Here is a 19,498-nt window from a genome sequence, read left to right as displayed (position 1 = left end):
GACTGGCGTGAGCGGGCTGTGCGGGGCCGGTCACCGAAGCGACCGGCCCCGCACAGCCCGCACAACTCGTGAAGCCGGCTCACGCGGCGACCGCGACCGCCACCACCGCGGGCGTCCGCAGCACCCGCCGCGCCGTGACCAGACTCGTCCCCAGCGTCACCGCCACGGCCACCGCGACGACCGCCAGCCAGATCCCGAGCGTCTGCCCCGGCAACACCTCGTCGGTACGGACGACCGTGAACGGCACGATCCCGGCCAGCCCCGCCGCCGTACCGAGGAGTACCCCCGTCGCCGTCACGATCACGCCCTCGACGGCGACCGTGCCCAGCACCTGGCCCGGAGTCGCACCCGCGAGCCGCTGCTGGCCGAACTCCCGTGCCCGGTACGTCGTTTCGGCGTAGAGGGAGTTGACCAGCATCACGCAGACGAACACCACGACAATGCCGACGACCGTGAGGTTCAGCGTCTCCAGGTTCTTCGCCTCGACCGACTTCCGCAGCCCCGAGGCCGCCGTCGCGTCGCTCTCCACGGACTGCATGCAGAGGGTCGCCGTCGCCACCGCCGTGAACAGGACCAGCGACATGAGGATCCCGGCGAGCCGCCCGGCCCGCTGACGCAGATCCCGTACGGCCAGCCAGCCGCTCGCGCCCGTCAGCGGCAGCCGGTCGAGCACCCCCGTCAGCAGCTTCGGTGAGAGCAGCGCGCAGCCCACCGACAGCAGGATCGCCCCGTAAGCCGGAGCCGCCATCAGCGCCGCGTCCGTCGCCGAGAGGGCGAAGGTGGAGCAGACCGCGAGACCGCCGGTGAGCAGGGCCGCCCAGGCGGCGAACTTCCGTACGCGGTCGTGCCGCCCGGCCCGGCGGGTGGTCCGGCGTACGGCCAGGAACGCGGCGCCCGCCGAGGCGAGCAGGGTGATGTCGACGCCGGACAGCAGCGCGACGGGACCGAAGGCGTGGTCGACGGACCGCGATACCTGGCCGGTGTCCTGGAACATGTCCAGCAGCGCCCGGCCGCCTAGCATCGCCGGGCCGACCGCCAGCAGCGCCCCCACCAGGGCGACGACCACCGCCTCACCCACGACCATCCGCTTGATCTGCGCCGGAGTCGCCCCCGAGCAGCGCAGCAGCTCCAACTCGACCGAGCGGCGGCGGACGTTGACGGTGAGGGTCGAGGCGACGGCGAAGAAGACCAGCAGCGTGCCGTAGCCGCCGACCACGCCCGCCGCCATGGACAGGGTCTCCGCGCTCACGGAGTCCACACCCGGCTGCCCGGCCGTGTCGTGCAGCGAGTTGAACGTCATGATCACCCCGGCGCCCAGGAAGGCGGCGAGCAGCGTCGACGCGAACTGTCCGGGCCGCTGCCGGACCGACCGCAGGGCGAGCGTCAGCATCACCATGACTCACACCCCCGTCGGCATGTCGTCGCCCAGGTGCGCCAGCCGCTCGGCCACCGCGTCGACGGTCGGCGCCTGGAGCCGGCCCGCGAGCCGCCCGTCCGCGAGGAACTGCACGGAGTCCGCGTAGGAGGCGGCCACCGGGTCGTGCGTCACCATGACGACCGTCCTGCCGTGCACCTTGACCGCCTGCTGCAGCAGCGCCAGCACGTCCCGCGCGCTGCGCGAGTCGAGCGCGCCCGTCGGCTCGTCCGCGAAGATCACCCGGGGTTCGGCGACCAGCGCCCGCGCGATGGCGACCCGCTGCCGCTGCCCGCCGGAGAGCTGGTCGGGGCGGTGCCCGAGCCGGTCGCCGAGCCCGACCGCCGTGAGGATCTCCTGGACGCGCCCACGGTCGACGCGCCGGCCGGCCAGCTTGAGCGGCAGGATCGTGTTCTGCGCGACGGTCAGCGTCGGCAGCAGGTTGTACTGCTGGAAGACGAAGCCGATCCGCCGCCGCCTGAACCGCGTCAGCGCGGCCTCGCCGTCGCCCGTCAGCTCCGTGCCGTCGACCGTCACGATCCCGCCGTCCGGCCGGTCGAGCCCGGCCGCGCACTGCAACAGCGTGGACTTGCCGGACCCCGAGGGCCCCATGACGGCGGTGAAGGTGCCCCGCCGCAGACTCAGGGTCACCTCGTCGAGGGCCCGCACCGCGCTGTCGTCGCTCCCGTAACTCCCGTACGTCTTGCTGACCTTGACCAGTCGCAGCGCCTCCGGGGCCGGTCCCTGGTCGTGCGTCCGTCGTGCGCCTGAGCGGAACATCCCGTCATCACCCTCTGCCGGAAGCCGAGTTGAGCACCGTCCGGTGCCTCGCTCACGACGCTACGGAGAGGGCGGGCACACCACATTGGGTGCAGGACCCGTATCGGGGGGTGTACTCAGCGACACCCCCGGCAGAGCGCAGCTTCAGCCGCCCCCGCCGCTCACCAGCACCACTTCCAGCGTGCGCGGCCCGTGCACGCCCTCCACCCGGTCGAGTTCGATGTCGCTGGTCGCGGAAGGACCGGAGATCCAGGTCAACGGGCGTACGGGGTCGAGGAGTTCGAGGGCCTGTGGGACGGACGCGACGACCTGCTCGGGGACCCGCACGACACAGATGTGGTGGTCGGGGACGAGGGTGATCCGGCGGCGGCCCTGGTCGGGGGAGCCGTCCAGGACGATGGTGCCGGTCTCGGCGACTGCCAGGGCGCAGGCCGTGACGACGCTCTCCACCTTGTCCAGGTCGTACACGGTGCTGTCCGCGCGGTCGTGGACGCGGGTGGTGTCGGCGGCCGACAGCCACTCGGGTGGGAGCCCCGGCGGGACGAGCACCGACGCGGAGCCGCGCGCGGCCAGTATCCCGGCGAGCAGGGCGGGCAGTTCACCGGCGGTGCAGCGGTGCACGATCGCCCGGTAGTCCGCCAGGTTCTCGGCGAGGAGTTCGACCGTCTCCTCGACGCTCCGGTCTCCGTGCTCGCGCAGATAGTCGCGGTCGACGGCCTGGTCGTACGGCGTGTCGTCGTGGGGCACGTCCGCGAGCGCGCGGCGCACCCGGCCCAGGATCAGTTCGCGGCTGTTCACTTGGAGGTGTCCTTTCCGCCGTTGGTGCGCTGCCACCAGTCGCGGAACGGCTCCGCAGGAACGGCCGGCAGATCACGGGTCCCGCTCCAGGCCTTGCCGGGCCCCGGCAGGGTACGGGGATGGAAGCGGCGCGTCCGGGACGCGAGCCGCTGGCCCGTGCGCAGGGCGCCGGGGTGGCTGAACGCCCAACGGGCGGCACGCATCGCGGCCCGCTCGGCGGCATGGCCCTTCGCCGGTTTCAGCACCACCTTGTTGCCGTCCCGCGTCACCGGCCCGCCCTCGACGACCCGCTCCCTCAGGTGCACGAGCACCTCGGGGATGTCGATGGCGACCGGGCAGACCTCGTAGCAGGCCCCGCACAGCGAGGAGGCGTACGGGAGTGAGGCGTCGATCTCGCTTGCGGTGCCCCGGAGTTGGGGGCTGAGGATGGCGCCGATCGGGCCGGGGTAGACCGAGCCGTAGGCGTGGCCGCCGGCCCGCTCGTACACCGGGCAGACGTTGAGACAGGCCGAGCAGCGGATGCAGCGCAGGGCCTGGCGGCCGACCTCGTCCGCGAGGGTGTCGGTGCGGCCGTTGTCGATCAGGACCAGGTGGAAGGTCTGGGGGCCGTCGCCGTCCGTCGTGCCGGTCCAGGTCGACGTGTACGGGTTCATGCGCTCGGCGGTCGAGGAGCGGGGGAGGGTCTGGAGGAAGACCTCCAGGTCGCGCCAGGTCGGCACGATCTTCTCGATGCCGACGACCGAGATCAGCGTCTCGGGGAGGGTCAGGCACATCCGACCGTTGCCCTCCGACTCGACCACCACCAGGGTGCCCGTCTCGGCGACCATGAAGTTGGCGCCGGAGACGCCCACCTTGGCGCGCAGGAACTTCTCCCGGAGGTGAAGGCGTGCCGCCTCGGCCAGTTCGGCGGGTGTGTCGGTGAGGCCCTCGGGGGCCGGGCGGCCCCACTCGCTCATCTCGCGCGCGAAGATGTCCCGGATCTCGCCCCGGTTGCGGTGGATCGCCGGGACGAGGATGTGCGAGGGCCGGTCCTTGCCCAACTGCACGATCAGCTCGGCGAGATCGGTCTCGTAGGCCGCGATGCCCTCGGCCTCCAGAGCCTCGTTGAGCCCGATCTCCTGCGTGGCCATCGACTTGACCTTGACGACCTCCGACTCCCCGGTCATCCGCACCAGTTCGACGACGATCCGGTTGGCCTCGTCCGCGTCGGCGGCCCAGTGGACGACACCGCCCGCGGCCGTGACCGACTCCTCCAACTGCACCAGATAGGTGTCGAGATGGCGGAGCGTGTGGTCCTTGATCCGCTTGCCCGCCTCCCGCAACTCCGCCCAGTCGGACATCTCGGCGACGGCCTTCGCCCGTTTCCCGCGGATCGTGTGGGTGGCGTGACGCAGATTTCCGCGCAGGGTCTGGTTGTTGACCGCCTCGTGGGCCGCCTTGGGAAAGGCCGGCATCCCGACGAACGTCCCGCCGCTCATGTGAGGGGCTCCTCTTCCGTGCTCGCCAGGATCTCCGCGATGTGCACCGGCCGCATCCCCGTGGAGAGCCGGGTCATGGTGCCGCCGATGTGCATGAGACACGAGTTGTCGGCGGCGCACAGCACCTCCGCGCCCGTCGACTCGGCGTTGCGCACCTTGTCCGCGCCCATCGCCGCCGAGACATCGGAGTTCTTCAGCGCGAACGTCCCGCCGAACCCACAGCACTCGTCGGCCCCCGGCAACTCGCGCAGTTCCAGCCCCTTGACGGCCTGGAGCAGCCTGCGCGGCCGGTCGGCCAGCCCGAGCCCGCGCAGACCGTGGCAGGTCGGGTGGTAGGTGACGGTGTGCGGGTAGTAGGCGCCCACGTCCGTCACCTCCAGCACGTCCACCAGGAACTCCGTCAGCTCGTACGTCTTCGGCACGACCGGCGCCAGCGTGGCCGCGAGCGACTCCCCACGCCCCTCGGCCCGCGCCCGCTCACCCATCCGGGGATACAGCTCCCGCACCATCGCCCCGCACGACCCGGAGGGCGTCACGATCGCCTCGTACCCCCCGAATACATCGGAGAAATGCCGGGCGAGCGGCTCGGCCTCGTGCCGGTACCCGGTGTTGTAGTGCGCCTGCCCGCAGCAGGTCTGCGCCATCGGGAAGTCGACCTCGACGCCCAGCCTGGTCAGCAGTTTCACCACGGCGCGGCCCGTGTCCGGATAGAGCGTGTCGTTGACACAGGTCAGGAACAGGGCGACACGCATCGCAGCTCCTAGTGGTCGATCATCGGATGAGTGCAGGGTACGCGGACGGCGGGCAGGGAGGGAGCCCCCTCACCGGGCCTCGGTGAGCCGCCCTAGGTGAGCCGGGCCTCCGCCGCCCGCCAGGTCGCCGGGTCACCGGAGGGCTCGTAGCGGGTCAGCGGCTGGGTACGGGCGAGCAGCCGGCGCATGTCGGTACGGTCGCCGACGAGCCCGTGGGCCCGGCCCTGCACGAGGACGTTGCCGAGCGCGGCGGCCTCCGCAGGACCCGCCACCACCGGCAACCCGCAGGCATCGGCGGTGAGTTGGCACAGCAGCGCGTTGCGCGTCCCGCCCCCGACGATGTGCACGACGTCCACGGCGTGCCTGGCGAGCCGCTGGGCGTCCAGCACCGCACGCCGGTGCGCGAGGGCGAGGGAGTCGAGGATGCAGCGCGTGATCTCACCCGGCGACCGCGGCACCGGCTGCCCGGAGACCCGGCAGGCCTCGGCGATCCGCTCCGGCATCCGCCCCGGCGCGAGGAACGCCGAGTCCCCGGCGTCCACCACCGACCGCAGCCCCGGCGCCTCGGCGGCGGCCCGCAGCAACGCACCCAACTCCGGGTCACCCCAGGCCCGTACGCACTCCTGGAGCAGCCACAGTCCCATGATGTTCCGGAGATAGCGGACCGTGCCGTCGAGCCCCAGCTCATTGGTGAAGTTGGCGGCCCGGCTCTCCTCGGAGAGGACGGGCGCGTCCAGCTCAAGACCGGCCAGGGACCAGGTGCCGGTGCAGATGTAGGCGAACCGCTCGTCCACGGCGGGCACGGCCGCGACCGCCGAGGCGGTGTCGTGCGAACCGACCGTGGTCACCGGCACGGGCCCGGTGAGCCCGGTCTCCTCCAGCACATCCGCCCGCAGCACGCCCGCCGGATCGCCCGGCTGCCGAAGCGGCGCGAACAGCCCGAGGTCGATGTCCAGCTTCCGCGCGAGGTCGTGGGCCCAGTCGCGGGTGCGGGGATCGATCAGCTGGGTGGTCGAGGCGTTGGTCAGCTCGGTGCCAGCCTCGCCGGTCAGCCAGTAGGTGAGCAGATCGGGGATGAGCAACAACCGCTCGGCGGAGGCCAGTTGCTGTGAGCCGCGAGCCGCCGTGAGCTGGTAGAGGGTGTTGAAGGGCGCGTACTGCAACCCGGTCGCCGCGTACAGCTCGGCGGCCGGGACCGACGCCCACACCTTCTCGGCGACGCCCTCGGTGCGGGCGTCGCGGTAGTGCACGGGGTTGCCGAGCAGCGCCCCGTCCCGGTCCAGCAGCCCGTAGTCCACGGCCCAGCTGTCGATGCCGACGGAGTCGACCTGCCCGGCGGCCCGCAGCCCGTCCAGGACGCCCGCGTACAGGGACAGCACGTCCCAGCGCAGCCCCTCCGGCACCCGCACGGGCCGGTTCGCGAACCGGTGTGCCTCGGTCAGCTCCAGCGTGTCGGACCCGAGCCGGCCGACCATGACGCGCCCGCTGGACGCGCCGAGGTCGACAGCGGCGTACGACTTGACCACGCTCATCGCAGGAAGGCGGCGGCGACGCCGGCGTCGACCGGGACGTGCAGCCCCGTGGTGTGCGTCAGCTCGCCGCCGGTCAGCGCGAACACAGCGTTGGCAACATGCTCCGGCAGCACCTCGCGCTTGAGGATGGTCCGCTGGGCGTAGAACTCGCCGAGCTTCTCCTCCTCGATGCCGTAGGTGGCGGCGCGCTGGGCACCCCAGCCGCCCGCGAAGATCCCGGACCCGCGCACGACCCCGTCGGGGTTGACGCCGTTGACCCGGATGCCGTGCTCGCCCAGCTCGGCGGCGAGCAGCCGCACCTGATGCGCCTGGTCGGCCTTGGTCGCGGAGTAGGCGATGTTGTTCGGCCCGGCGAAGACGGCGTTCTTGGACGCGATGTAGATGACATCGCCGCCCAGCTCCTGCGCGATCATCACCCGGGCCGCCTCACGCGAGACGAGGAAGGACCCGCGCGCCATGATGTCGTGCTGGAGGTCCCAGTCCCGGGCCGAGGTCTCCAGGAGCGGCTTGGAGATGGAGATCCCGGCGTTGTTGACGACGAGGTCCACGCCACCGAAGGCGAGCACGGCGGCCCGGAAGGCCTCGGTGATCTGCTCCTCGCTGGTCACATCGACAGTGACGGCGACGGCCTTGTCCGGGCCACCCAGTTCCTCCGCCACCGCAGCCGCGTTCTCGGCGTTGAGATCGGCGACGACGACACAGGCCCCCTCGGCGACCAGCCGCTCGGCGATGGCCTTCCCGATCCCGCTGCCCGCACCGGTGACCAGGGCGACCCGGGTGGCCAGCGCCTTCGGCTTGGGCATCCGCTGGAGCTTGGCCTCCTCCAGGGCCCAGTACTCGATGCGGAACTTCTCCGACTCCTCGATCGGCGCGTACGTCGAGACCGCCTCGGCCCCGTGCATCACGTTGATCGCGTTGACGTAGAACTCGCCCGCGACCCGGGCGGTCTGCTTGTCCTTGCCGAAGCTGAACATGCCCACGCCCGGGATCAGCACGATCGCCGGGTCGGCGCCGCGCATCGCGGGGGAGTCGGGCAGGGCGTTGCGCCCGTAGTAGGCGGCGTACTCCTCGCGGTACTCGGCGTGCAGCTCCTTGAGCCGCGCGATCGCCTCGTCGAGGGGAGCGGAGGCCGGCAGGTCGAGGACGAGTGGCCGGACCTTGGTGCGCAGGAAGTGGTCGGGGCAGGAGGTGCCGAGGGCGGCGAGACGCGGGTGCTCGGCGCGCGAGACGAAGTCGAGCACGACGTCCGCGTCGGTGAAGTGCCCGACCTGCGGCTTGTCCTGCGAGGCGACGGCCCGGATGTAGGGGGCAAGGGCAGCGGCACGCTCACGCCGCTCGTCCGGCGCGAGGGGACCGTACCCCTCGACGACCGGCCCGAACGGCTCGGCCTTGCCCTTCTCGGCCAGGAACGCCTCGGCGGTACGGATGATGTGCAGCGAGTTGCGCTCGCACTCCTCGGCGGTGTCGCCCCAGGCGGTGATGCCGTGCCCGCCGAGGACACAGCCGATCGCCTGCGGGTTGTCGGCCTTCGCAGCGGCGATGTCCAGCCCGAGCTGGAACCCGGGCCGCCGCCACGGCACCCACACCACGCTGTCCCCGAAGCACTCGGCGGTCAGCTTCTCCCCGTCGGCCGCGCAGGCGAGCGCGATCCCGGAGTCGGGGTGCAGGTGATCCACGTGGGCCGCGTCCACAAGCCCGTGCATGGCCGTGTCGATCGACGGCGCCGCCCCACCCTTGCCGTGCAGGCAGTAGTCGAACGCGGCGACCATCTCGTCCTCGCGCTCCACCCCCGGATACACGCCCTTGAGCGCGTGCAGCCGGTCCAGCCGCAACACGGCCAGCCCACCCTCGGTCAGGGTCCCCAGGTCACCACCGGACCCCTTGACCCACATCAGCTCGACATCACCCCCGGTGACGGGGTCGGTGTCGGTCCCCTTGGCGGACGTGTTGCCACCGGCGTAGTTCGTATTACGGGGGTCGGCACCAAGCCGACGAGACCGAGCGAGCAGAGCGGCGGCTTCGGGATGGATGGCCATGCGTGATCAATCCTTACAGTGAGATGGGGATGAGCGAGGGGATCAGGGCGCGTTGTTCGGGTGCGGGCCGGTGGGGGCTGAGCCCCCTGCTTTTAGGGCCGCAGGCCCGGGTCTTTGCCTTTAGGGGCGCGGGGAACTGCGCGACAAGCCACGACGAACCGGCACCCCGCATCGGACAGAAACCCGGCAGCCGCTCACGCCCCCCAACCGGCCTGCTCCCCACCAACCCGCTCCGCAGCGATCTTCGCCCCCCACCCGCTGCGCGCATACGCAGCGATCGGATCCCCGTCCAACCCCAACTCCTCCCGAACCTCCACCAGCAACGGCCGAACATCCGTGTTGTACGCGTCCATCAACACCGCGTTGGCGGCCAGCACATCCCCGGCCCGCTGAGCAGCACCCAACGCCGACGCGTCAACAAGCAGCGCCTTCGCCGTCGCCTCCTGCACATTCATCACCGACCGAATGATCGCCGGAATCTTCGCCTCGATGTTGTGGCACTGATCCAGCATGAACGCCACCTCAGGCACGAACCCCCCACCCCGAATCACCTCGTACATGATCCGGAACAGCTGGAACGGATCAGCGGCCCCGACCATCAGGTCGTCGTCCGCGTAGAACCGCGAGTTGAAGTCGAACGCGCCCAGCTTCCCCTCGCGCAGCAGCGTCGCGACGATGAACTCGATGTTCGTCCCGGGAGCGTGGTGACCCGTGTCCACCACGACCTGTGCCTTCGGCCCGAGCTTCAGGCAGTGGGCGTACGCCGTGCCCCAGTCGGGCACGTCGGTCGTGTAGAACGCCGGCTCGAAGAACTTGTACTCAAGGAGCATCCGCTGGTCGTCGCCCAGCCGCTCGTACACCGCCGCCAGCGCCTCCGCGAGCCGGTCCTGCCGCTCACGGATGTCGTCCTGGCCGGGATAGTTCGTCCCGTCGGCGAACCACAGCTTCAGATCCTTGGACCCCGTCGCGTCCATGATGTCGACGCACTCCAGCAGATGGCCCAGCGCCTTGCGCCGCACCACCGCGTCCGGGTGGCAGATGCTGCCCAGCTTGTAGTCGTCGTCCTGGAAGGTGTTCGAGTTGATCGCGCCCAGCTTCAGGCCGCGCTCCTCGGCGTGCTTCGCCAACGCCGCATAGTCCTCGACCTTGTCCCACGGAATGTGCATCGCGACCGTCGGCGCGACCCCCGTGAGGGCGTGCACCTGGGCCGCGTCGTCCAGCTTCTCGAAGGGGTCGCGGGGTACGCCGGGCTGGGCGAACACCTTGAAACGGGTCCCCGAGTTCCCGTACGCCCACGACGGCGTTTCGATGGCCTGGGTCTTGAGAGCGGCCTTCACCGCGCTGCGCTCGGTCACTGCGGGACTCCTGTGACATCGGGTCGGAACGACGACTGGGAAACAGCCTGCGGAACGACGATCTGATGAAACGATTCAGAACGGGAAGCTATGAGCCCCCCGAAGGGGTGTCAACCCCCCTGACCAACTCCGACTCCCGTGACTTGGCCGTGACCTTCGACTATCGAAAGAAATTCGACACGGACCCATTGACGTGACATGGCTCCCGTGTCTAACGTCCCGGCAACCCAGTTGAAACCTTTCACGACGCCGTGAGGGCCTTGCCACCGGCGTCGTCGAGGAGCACTCATGACCCACCCGTCCGACCCGGGGCCGGCCCCCGTGCTGGCACTCAAGGACATTTCCAAGTCCTTCGGTGCGGTGCGTGCCCTGCGGGACGTCTCCCTGGAGCTGTTCCCCGGCGAAGTGCACGCACTCGCCGGTGAGAACGGCGCCGGCAAGTCGACCCTCATCAAGACGCTCGCCGGCGTGCACCGACCGGACGCGGGCCAGGTGCTGCTCGACGGCACGCCCGTCGTCTTCCACGGTCCCGGCGACGCCCGCGACGCCGGAATCGCCGTCATCTACCAGGAGCCCACGCTCTTCCCCGACCTGTCGATCGCCGAGAACATCTTCATGGGCCGCCAGCCCCGCCGCGCCCTCGGCCGGATCGACCACAAGGCCACCCACTCGGCGACCGCCGCCCTCATGCGGCGCCTCGGCGTCGAACTCGACCCCGACCGTCCCGCCCGCGGCCTGTCCATCGCCGACCAGCAGATCGTCGAGATCGCCAAGGCCCTCTCCTTCGACGCCCGCGTCCTGATCATGGACGAGCCGACCGCCGCCCTCACCGGCAGCGAGGTCGCCCGCCTCTTCGGCGTCGTGCGCACCCTGCGCGAACAGGGCGCCGCCGTGCTGTTCATCTCGCACCGGCTGGAGGAGATCTTCCAGATCTGCCAGCGGGTGACGACCCTCCGCGACGGCGCCTGGATCGCCAGCGAGCCGGTCGAGGGCATGACCGAGGACGACCTCGTACGCCGGATGGTCGGCCGCGACCTCGACGAGCTGTACCCCAAGCAGGACGTGACGGCCGGTGAAGTCGCCCTCAGCGTGCGACGGTTGACCCGCGAAGGTGTCTTCACCGACGTCTCCTTCGAGGTGCGGCACGGCGAGATCGTCGGCCTCGCGGGGCTCGTCGGCGCCGGCCGCACCGAGGTCGCCCGGGCCGTCTTCGGCATCGACCGCTGGGACGCGGGCGAGGTCGAGGTCGACGGCACGATCCTCACCAACGGCGCCCCTTCCACGGCCATGGCCGCCGGGCTCGCCCTGGTCCCCGAGGACCGCCGCGCCCAGGGCCTGGTGATGGACATGTCCATCGAGCGGAACATCGGCCTCACCGGTCTGCGTACGACCGTCAGGGCGGGCTTCATGGACCGGGGCGCCGAGCGCAGCCGCTCCCTCGACTGGGCCGTCAAGCTCCAGGTCAAGTACGCCCGGATCGCCGACACCGTCAACACGCTGTCCGGCGGCAACCAGCAGAAGGTCGTCCTCGCCAAGTGGCTCGCCACCGGCCCCCGGGTGCTGATCGTCGACGAGCCCACCCGGGGCATCGACGTCGGGACCAAGGCCGAGGTGCACCGCCTGCTCAGCGAACTGGCCGCCGACGGCGTGGCCGTCCTGATGATCTCCTCCGACCTGCCCGAGATCCTCGGCATGGCCGACCGCGTGCTCGTGATGCACGAGGGCCGCCTCGCCGCCGAGATCCCGCGCTCCGAAGCAACCGAGGAAACGGTGATGGCCGCAGCCACCGGGAGGGCCGCCGCATGACGGTGACCGCTCCCAACCCCGCCCCCGCCGCCGAGGTGCCCAAGGCCGGCGCCACCCGGCTGGTGGACCGTGTCTTCAAGATGCGCGAACTCGCCATCCTGGTCGTCTTCCTGGTGATGATCGCCGTCACCCAGGCAGGCAACAGCGAGTTCCTGTCCGAGCAGGGCATCAAGGACCTGCTGCTGAACGCCACCATCCTGGTCCTGGTCGCCACCGGCCAGTCCCTGGTGGTCATCAGCCGCAACGTCGACCTGTCGGTCGGCTCCACCCTCGGCATCAGCGCCTTCGCGGCCGGCCTCTACCTCCAGGGCGGCGGCAGCTCCTTCGTCGCCATCCTGCTCGCGGTCCTGATGGGCGTCGGCTTCGGCCTGCTCAACGGCCTGCTGGTCAGCTTCGGCCAGGTGCCCGCCCTGGTCGTCACCCTCGGCACGATGTACATCATCCGGGGCATCGACTCCATCTGGGTCGGCTCCCGCCAGATCACGGCGGCGGGCCTCCCGGACGGATTCATCGACTTCGGCTCCGGCGGCATCTGGGCGGTGCCCTACCTGGCGCTCATCGCGGTGGCGGTCCTGGTGGCCACCGCGTACTACCTCAAGCACTACGGCAGCGGCCGTGAGCTGTACGCCCTCGGCTCCAGCCCCGAGGCCGCCCGGCTCGCCGGCATCCCGGTCCGCAAGCGGATCCTGACCGCGTACACCTTCTGTGGCGGCCTCGCCGGCCTCGCGGGCGCGATGTACCTGGCCCGGTTCGGCAACGTCGACTCCAGCACCGGCAACGGCTACGAGATGACCGTCGTCAGCGCGGTCGTGGTCGGCGGTGTCGTCTTCACCGGCGGCTCCGGCAGCGTCTACGGCGCGGCGCTCGGCGCACTGCTGCTGACCTCCATCAACAGCGTGCTGCCCGCCCTCGGCGTCAGCTCCGTGTGGGTGCTCGCGATCAACGGCATCCTGCTCATCCTCGCCATCGCGGTCGACCGGGTCGTCGCGCTGCGCGTGGCCTCCGCACTGAAGAAGAGGAACGCCCGCCATGGCTGACTTTTCCCTGAGCCGAGCGGTCCGCTGGGACACGGTGGTCGGCGTCCTCCTGATCGTCGTCCTGCTGCTGTCCTTCGGCACCGTCGACGGCTTCGGCAACGCGCTCAACCTGTCGTTCCTGATCGGCAACACCCTCCCGATCGCGCTGATCGCCCTGCCGATGACCCTGCTCGTGGTCTCCGGCGAGATCGACCTGTCGGTCGCCTCCACCGCCGGTCTGTCGGGCGCCGTGATGGGCGCCCTGTGGAACGAGGGCCTGACCATCGAGGCGATCATCCCGATCTGCCTGCTGCTCGGTGTGGTCTGCGGGCTCGTCAACGGTCTGCTCGTCACCCGGCTCGGGCTGCCCTCCCTCGCCGTCACCATCGGCACCCTCGCCGCCTACCGGGGCATCGCACAGATCGTGCTCGGCTCGGACGCGGTGACCGACTTCCCCACCCAGTACCTGGACTTCGCCGCCGGCCGGATCGGGGACTCGTTCCTCCCGCAGGCCGTCCTGCCCTTCGTCGTCCTGCTCGCCATCGCCGTGGTCGTGCTGCACGCGACCCCCTTCGGGCGGGCCACGTTCGCCATCGGCGCGAACGAGGAGGCGGCTCGCTTCGCCGGAATCCGGGTGAAGCGGCAGAAGCTGATCCTGTTCACGGTGACGGGGCTGATGGCCTCGCTCACCGGGATCTTCTGGGCGCTGCACTATGCCAGCGCCCGCTACGACAACGCCACCGGGCTCGAACTCTCCGTGATTGCCGCCGTGTTGCTGGGCGGGATCGACTTCGACGGGGGGAAGGGCACGCTGGGTGGCGCCATCGCCGGGGTGTTCCTGCTCGGTGCTTTGCAGAACGTGATGAGCCTTCAGGATGTTTCGGCTCAGTCGCAGATCGTCGTTACCGGCGTGCTGTTGGTTCTCTCCGTGCTCGGTCCCCGCGTTGCACGGCAGGTTGCGCTGGCCAGGGCGTCCCAAAGGCTTACGTAAAAAGGGTCGTTCGTTTGCTGCGGGCTCGCTGTGGCTGGTCGCGCAGTTCCCCGCGCCCCTGTCGGGGCGCTCCACTCACCCTCTGTCAGAAGGAACCGTCATGCGCAAGTCGTCCATCCGTCGTGCCTCCGCGGCCCTCGCCGCCGCGACCTCGCTCGCACTCGCCCTCACCGCCTGTGGTGGTACCACCAAGGAGGACGTGAAGGACGAGGGTGCCTCGGCCGCCGCGACCGGCAAGGCCGACCCGAACGCGGCCACCAAGAAGGGGCTGACCGTCGGCTTCCTGCCGAAGCAGGTCAACAACCCGTACTTCACCTCCGCCGACAAGGGCGGCGAGAAGGCGCTCAAGGCGCTCGGCTCCAGCTACAAGGAGGTCGGGCCGTCCAGCGCGACCGACACCTCCGGGCAGGTGTCGTACGTCAACACCCTCACCCAGCAGCAGGTCGACGCGATGGCCGTGTCCGCGCAGGACCCGGGCGCCCTGTGCACCGCGCTCAAGCAGGCCATGAAGAACGACATCAAGGTCGTCACCTACGACTCCGACACCAAGGCCGACTGCCGCAACGCGTTCGTCTCGCAGGCCAGCGCCGAGGACCTGGGCCGTACCGAGGTGCAGCTGCTCGCCGAACAGATCGGCTACAAGGGCGAGATCGCGATCCTGTCCGCCGCGCAGACCGCGACGAACCAGAACGTCTGGATCGACTTCATGAAGAAGGAGCTGGAGGACCCGAAGTACAAGGACGTCAAGCTCGTCAAGGTCGCCTACGGTGACGACGACGCCCAGAAGTCCTTCCAGCAGACCCAGGGCCTGCTCCAGGAGTTCCCGAACCTGAAGGGGATCATCTCCCCGACCACGGTCGGCATCAAGGCCGCCGCCCAGTACCTGTCGGGCTCCAAGTACAAGGGCAAGGTCAAGCTGACCGGCCTCGGCACCCCCAACGACATGCGCAAGTACGTCAAGGACGGCACCGTCGACGGCTTCGAGCTGTGGGACCCGGCGAAGCTCGGCGAGCTGGCCGCCTACACCGCCGTCGCGCTGGTGTCGGGGCAGATCACCGGCAAGGAGGGCGAGACCTTCAAGGCCGGCGAAATGGGCGAGTACACCATCGGCGCGGACGGTGTGATCAGCCTCGGCAAGCCCACCGTGTTCACCAAGGACAACATCGACCAGTTCGACTTCTGATCCCCTGGGGGCTGTTGATGCAGCGCGTGTGCTTTCTGCTGAAGGTCAGGGCGGACCGCCTCGACGAGTACCGCGAGCGGCACGCCGCCGTGTGGCCCGAGATGCTCGACGCGCTCTCGGCCACCGGCTGGCACAACTACTCGCTCTTCCTGCGCGAAGACGGCCTGCTGGTCGGCTACTTGGAGACCGAGGACTTCGCCGCGGCCCAGGCAGGCATGGCAGCCGCAGAGGTCAACTCCCGCTGGCAGACGGAGATGGCGCCGTTCTTCGAGTCGCTGGACGGCGCCAACCCCGACGAGGCCATGAAGCCCCTCACCGAGGTGTTTCACCTCGCCTGAACCACCATGTGAACTCCCCTCACCTCGCCAGACAATGGAGTCCCACGAGATGAACAGACGTACGTTGCTGGGCGCCGCGCTCGCCGGTGCCGTGGTGACCCCCGCCTTCGCCGTCGGCAGTGCGCGCGCCGCCGACCCCGGACCCTCGGTCACCCGGACCGGCAACACCACGCTCGACTCCCAGGCGGTCTTCTTCGTCTCCTACGACGGCCTGGTCAACAACAACTCGTTCCAGAAGAACGCCCTGTTGACCTACAAGGGGTACCAGTACGCCGTCTGGTACACCGCCGACAAGAACGCCGTCGTCGGCCGCCGCGTCCTCGGCGCCACCACCTGGTCGACGGTCCAGGTCGGGCACACCCTCAAGTACAGCGACTCCCACAACGTCATCTCCATGGGCGTCTCCAAGACCGACGGCCGCCTCCACCTCAACATGGACTCGCACAGCGACGGCTTCACCTACGTCAAGTCGGTCGCCGGCCTCCTGGACAACCCGTCCGGCCTCAGCTGGACCGCCGCCCGCTTCGGCTCACCCCAGTCGACGCTCGACGGACTCGCGCTCACCACCCAGTTCACCTACCCCCAGTTCGTCTCCACGCCCGAGGGGAGGCTCCAGCTCAGCTACCGCGTCGGCGTCTCCGGCAACGGCCGTAACGCCCTTGCCGAGTACGACGGTTCGAGCTGGACGGCGCTCGGCGAGTGGAGCAGCTCCACCGGCACGTACACCAGCGAGCACGGCTCCTCGACGGTCCGCAACATGTACCTGCACGGCATCGACTACGACAGGAACGGCCGACTGCACTCGTTCTTCACCTGGCGCGAGCAGAACGGCGCCGTGATGTGCAACAGCGGCGGCATCACCAACCACGACACCGGCTACGTCTACTCCGACGACCGGGGCCGCACCTGGCGCAACAACGCGGGCACCCTCGTGGGCACCACCGGGACCTCCAACACGGTCGCCGTGACCGACAGCGGACTCGTCGTCGACTCCCTCAACCCGGACCACTCCCTGATGAACCAGGAGAGCCAGTTCACCGACTCGGCCGGACTGCCGCACGCGATCATCAGCTACGTACCCGGCCGTTTCGGCCAGTGCACGACGAACTACGTCACCAACCGCACCGCCAACGGCCGCGCCTTCCACGTCCGCAAGAACTCCAGTGGCACGTGGCAGAAGACCGAGATCCCGGTCCCCCTCAACTCCAGCCAGCGCACCAAGCTGGTCCTCGACAAGTACGACAACGCCTACGCGATCTTCCCCTTCGGGCGGATCGCCGGCGCCTCGAAGTCCTCCGGCTACACCGACTGGGCGATCCTCTACGACGGGAGCACCCTCAACGCCTTCGGCGAGGTCGTCGTCGACGAGACGCGGATCGCCCAGGACAACGTCCTGTCAGTCCTCTACCAGGAGAAGTCGAGCGGTACGACCCCCTCGGCGCTCCACGTCGTCGACTTCGGCCTTCCCGCGTGAGCGGATGAGGCCGGAATAGCAAGGGCCGGGCAGGCCGCGGATAGTGTAAGGGCCTGCCCGCCACCGTTCGTTTCCCTGGAGGTCCCCGCCCGATGGCCCAACCGGTGGGTATCAAGGACGTCGCCCGCGCCGCCGGAGTCTCCGTCGGCACGGTCTCGAACGTCATCAACCGTCCGGACTCGGTCGCCACCGAGACCCGGGCCCGCGTGCTGTCCGCGATCGACCGCCTCGGCTACGTCCGCAGCGAGTCCGCGCGCCAGCTGCGCGCAGGACGCAGCCGCATCATGGGGCTGCTCGTCCTCGACATGGGCAACCCCTTCTTCGTGGACGTGGCACGCGGTGCCGAGCGGGCCGCGCGGGACGCCGGGCTCGGCGTGATGGTCTGCAACAGCGCACAGAGCGCCGGCGAGGAGGCCGACTACCTGTCGCTCTTCGCCGAGCAGCGGGTACGCGGAGTGCTGCTCACCCCGGCCGACGCGACCGGCCGCAACATCGCCTCCTTCCGCCGGCACGGCATCCCCTTCGTCCTGGTCGACCGGGTCGCCGAGGGCACCACCGAGTGCTCGGTCTCCGTGGACGACGTCGCGGGCGGCGCCCTGGCCGTCCGCCATCTCGTCGACGCCGGCCACCGCTCCATCGCGTACGTCAGCGGCCCGCCCGGCTTCAACCAGGTCCGCGACCGCCGCACGGGCGCCCTGAACGCGCTCGCCGAGGCCGGCCTGAGCCCCTCGGCCCTGCGCGAGCTGCCCACCGAACGCCTCGACGTGGCCGCAGGGCGCGACGCGGGCGCCCGCCTCCTGGGCCTCGCCGAGCGCCCCACCGCCGTCTTCTGCGCCAACGACCTGCTCGCCCTCGGCGTCCTCCAGGCCATGTACGCGGCCGGCGTCGGCGTCCCCGACGACCTCGCGATCGTCGGCTACGACGACATCGAGTTCGCCGCAGCCGCGGCCGTCCCGCTGACCTCCGTACGCCAGCCCGCCGTCACCATGGGCGCCCTGGCCGCCGAACTGCTCCTGGAGGAGACCGAGGCGGAGACGGAGACCGGGCCCCGGCGGCACGAGCACCGCAGGGTCGTCCTCCAGCCGGAACTGGTGGTCCGCCGCTCCAGCCTGTCGGCCCGCTGACACCCGGAACTGATCGCGCGTTCAGTACGTTGTCATGATCCCGGGGCTCGGCAGGGCCCCGATCATGTGCTGAACTGGGGCGGCCCGAATCCAACCGTCCCGGGAGCACCGTTGACCGTCAGCTACCGCCAGCCCGGCGTCGTCCTCACCGACCGCCGCTTCATCGTGCCCCTGGACCACGCCGACCCCGAGGGCGAGACGATCGAGCTGTACGCCCGTGAGGTCGTCGCGAGCGGCGAGGCGGACCGGGACGAGCTGCCCTGGCTGCTCTACCTCCAGGGCGGTCCGGGCTTCGGGGCGAATCGTTTCGTCGGCCAGAGCGCCTGGCTCGGCCGGGCCCTGGAGGAGTTCCGGGTCCTCCTCCTGGACCAGCGCGGCACCGGCGCCTCGACCCCCGCCAACCGCCAGACGCTCCCGCTGCGCGGCGGCCCCGCCGAACAGGCCGCCCATCTGACCCGCTTCCGCGCGGACTCGATCGTCCGGGACTGCGAGGCGATCCGCCCGCAGGTCACCGGCGGCGCCCCCTGGACCGTCCTCGGCCAGAGCTTCGGCGGCTTCTGCGCGGTCAACTACCTGTCGACGGCCCCCGAGGGCCTGACGGCGGCGCTGATCACCGGCGGCCTGCCGTCCCTCACCGCCCACGCGGACGACGTCTACCGGGCCGCCTATCCCCGTATCGAACGAAAAGTCGCCGCACACTACGCGCGTTACCCCCAGGACGTGGAACGCGCGAGACGCATCGCCGAGTACGTCATCCGCCACGAGCCGCTCCTCCCGAACGGCTACCGCCTGACCGTCGAGGCCTTCCAGTCCCTCGGCATCCTCCTCGGCGGCGGCGAGGGCAGCCACCACCTCCACTACCTCCTGGAGGACGCCTTCGTCCGCACCCCCGACGGCACGGTCCTCGCCGACGCCTTCCTGGAGGAGGTCCAGGGCCTCCTGTCGTACGCCGGACACCCGCTGTACGCCCTTGTCCACGAGGCCTGTTACGGCCAGGACGCCCGCCCCACCGACTGGTCCGCCGAGCGGGTGCGCGCCGAGTTCCCGCAGTTCGACGCGGGCAAGTCCCTCGCGGACGACGGCCCGTTGCTGTTCACCGGCGAGTCCGTCCACCCCTGGATGTTCGACGTCGACCCGGCCCTGCGCCCCCTGCGCGATACGGCCGAACTCCTCGCCGCGCACACGAACTGGCCGCCCCTGTACGACCGTTCACGCCTCGCCGCCAACGAGGTCCCGGTCGCGGCTGCCGTCTACCACGACGACATGTACGTCGACACGGGCCACGCCCTGGAGACCGCGCGGGCGATCCGGGGCCTGCGGACCTGGGTGACGGACGAGTTCGAGCACGACGGCGTACGGGCGGGCGGACCGCGCGTACTCGACCGGCTGCTCGCCCTGACCCGCGACGAGGTCTGAGGACG

The 19,498-nt window shown here is 70.4% G+C and carries 16 protein-coding genes; 8 read left to right on the top strand and 8 right to left on the bottom strand.

Annotated elements, in window-relative coordinates:
* Positions 1-79: 79 nt before the first annotated feature.
* The 8 genes from CW359_RS10885 to rhaI form a co-directional block, all read right to left on the bottom strand.
* Positions 80-1,390 carry an ABC transporter permease gene (locus CW359_RS10885; protein WP_105969917.1) on the bottom strand — a complete coding sequence of 437 codons (1,311 nt, stop codon included), beginning with the start codon at positions 1,388-1,390 and terminating at the stop codon, positions 80-82.
* Between the two features lie 9 nt (positions 1,391-1,399).
* Positions 1,400-2,194 carry an ABC transporter ATP-binding protein gene (locus CW359_RS10880; RefSeq protein ID WP_105969651.1) on the bottom strand — a complete coding sequence of 265 codons (795 nt, stop codon included), beginning with the start codon at positions 2,192-2,194 and terminating at the stop codon, positions 1,400-1,402.
* 144 nt (positions 2,195-2,338) lie between these two features.
* Positions 2,339-2,992 (bottom strand): LutC/YkgG family protein, encoded by a 654-nt coding sequence (locus CW359_RS10875; protein ID WP_105969650.1) that lies wholly within the window; start codon positions 2,990-2,992, stop codon positions 2,339-2,341.
* On the bottom strand, positions 2,989-4,470 hold the full coding sequence (locus tag CW359_RS10870; protein WP_105969649.1) for a LutB/LldF family L-lactate oxidation iron-sulfur protein: 1,482 nt from the start codon (positions 4,468-4,470) through the stop codon (positions 2,989-2,991). The genes CW359_RS10875 and CW359_RS10870 overlap by 4 nt, the downstream gene beginning before the upstream one ends.
* A complete protein-coding gene (locus CW359_RS10865; RefSeq protein ID WP_105969648.1) occupies positions 4,467-5,222 on the bottom strand; it encodes a (Fe-S)-binding protein in 756 nt (251 codons plus the stop codon). The genes CW359_RS10870 and CW359_RS10865 overlap by 4 nt, the downstream gene beginning before the upstream one ends.
* Positions 5,223-5,314: 92 nt before the next feature.
* Positions 5,315-6,754, bottom strand: coding sequence for a rhamnulokinase (locus tag CW359_RS10860; protein WP_105969647.1), 1,440 nt, complete (start codon positions 6,752-6,754; stop codon positions 5,315-5,317).
* Positions 6,751-8,790, bottom strand: coding sequence for a bifunctional aldolase/short-chain dehydrogenase (locus tag CW359_RS10855; protein WP_105969646.1), 2,040 nt, complete (start codon positions 8,788-8,790; stop codon positions 6,751-6,753). Before CW359_RS10855 ends, CW359_RS10860 begins: the two co-directional genes overlap by 4 nt.
* 194 nt (positions 8,791-8,984) lie before the next feature.
* A complete protein-coding gene (gene rhaI / locus CW359_RS10850) occupies positions 8,985-10,145 on the bottom strand; it encodes an L-rhamnose isomerase (RefSeq protein ID WP_105969645.1) in 1,161 nt (386 codons plus the stop codon).
* A 288-nt stretch (positions 10,146-10,433) separates the two neighbouring features.
* Here rhaI and CW359_RS10845 point away from each other — a divergent pair, with 288 nt between their 5' ends.
* The 8 genes from CW359_RS10845 (at position 10,434) to CW359_RS10810 (ending at position 19,493) form a co-directional block, all read left to right on the top strand.
* A complete protein-coding gene (locus CW359_RS10845; RefSeq protein WP_105969644.1) occupies positions 10,434-11,951 on the top strand; it encodes a sugar ABC transporter ATP-binding protein in 1,518 nt (505 codons plus the stop codon).
* Entirely contained in the window at positions 11,948-12,988 is a 1,041-nt protein-coding gene (locus CW359_RS10840; protein WP_105969643.1) for an ABC transporter permease, read from the top strand. Before CW359_RS10845 ends, CW359_RS10840 begins: the two co-directional genes overlap by 4 nt.
* The gene (locus tag CW359_RS10835; protein ID WP_105969642.1) at positions 12,981-13,958 is read left to right on the top strand and encodes an ABC transporter permease; all 978 of its coding nucleotides are present in this window, start codon (positions 12,981-12,983) and stop codon (positions 13,956-13,958) included. Before CW359_RS10840 ends, CW359_RS10835 begins: the two co-directional genes overlap by 8 nt.
* A 100-nt stretch (positions 13,959-14,058) precedes the next feature.
* Complete coding sequence (gene rhaS, locus CW359_RS10830; RefSeq protein WP_105969641.1) at positions 14,059-15,141, top strand: rhamnose ABC transporter substrate-binding protein; 1,083 nt, start codon at positions 14,059-14,061, stop codon at positions 15,139-15,141.
* Positions 15,142-15,158: 17 nt separating this feature from the next.
* Positions 15,159-15,479, top strand: a complete 321-nt coding sequence (locus CW359_RS10825; RefSeq protein WP_105969640.1) for an L-rhamnose mutarotase — start codon at positions 15,159-15,161, stop codon at positions 15,477-15,479.
* Positions 15,480-15,528: 49 nt separating this feature from the next.
* Positions 15,529-16,953 carry a BNR repeat-containing protein gene (locus CW359_RS10820; RefSeq protein WP_105969916.1) on the top strand — a complete coding sequence of 475 codons (1,425 nt, stop codon included), beginning with the start codon at positions 15,529-15,531 and terminating at the stop codon, positions 16,951-16,953.
* A gap of 92 nt (positions 16,954-17,045) precedes the next feature.
* On the top strand, positions 17,046-18,077 hold the full coding sequence (locus CW359_RS10815; protein ID WP_105969639.1) for a LacI family DNA-binding transcriptional regulator: 1,032 nt from the start codon (positions 17,046-17,048) through the stop codon (positions 18,075-18,077).
* Between the two features lie 111 nt (positions 18,078-18,188).
* Complete coding sequence (locus tag CW359_RS10810) at positions 18,189-19,493, top strand: alpha/beta fold hydrolase (RefSeq protein ID WP_105969638.1); 1,305 nt, start codon at positions 18,189-18,191, stop codon at positions 19,491-19,493.
* The last annotated feature ends 5 nt before the right edge of the window (positions 19,494-19,498 follow it).

Source organism: Streptomyces geranii (assembly GCF_002954775.1).
Lineage (GTDB): Bacteria > Actinomycetota > Actinomycetes > Streptomycetales > Streptomycetaceae > Streptomyces > Streptomyces geranii.
Note: the sequence above shows the minus strand (reverse complement) of the source record. Positions and strands in the feature narration are given on the sequence as shown.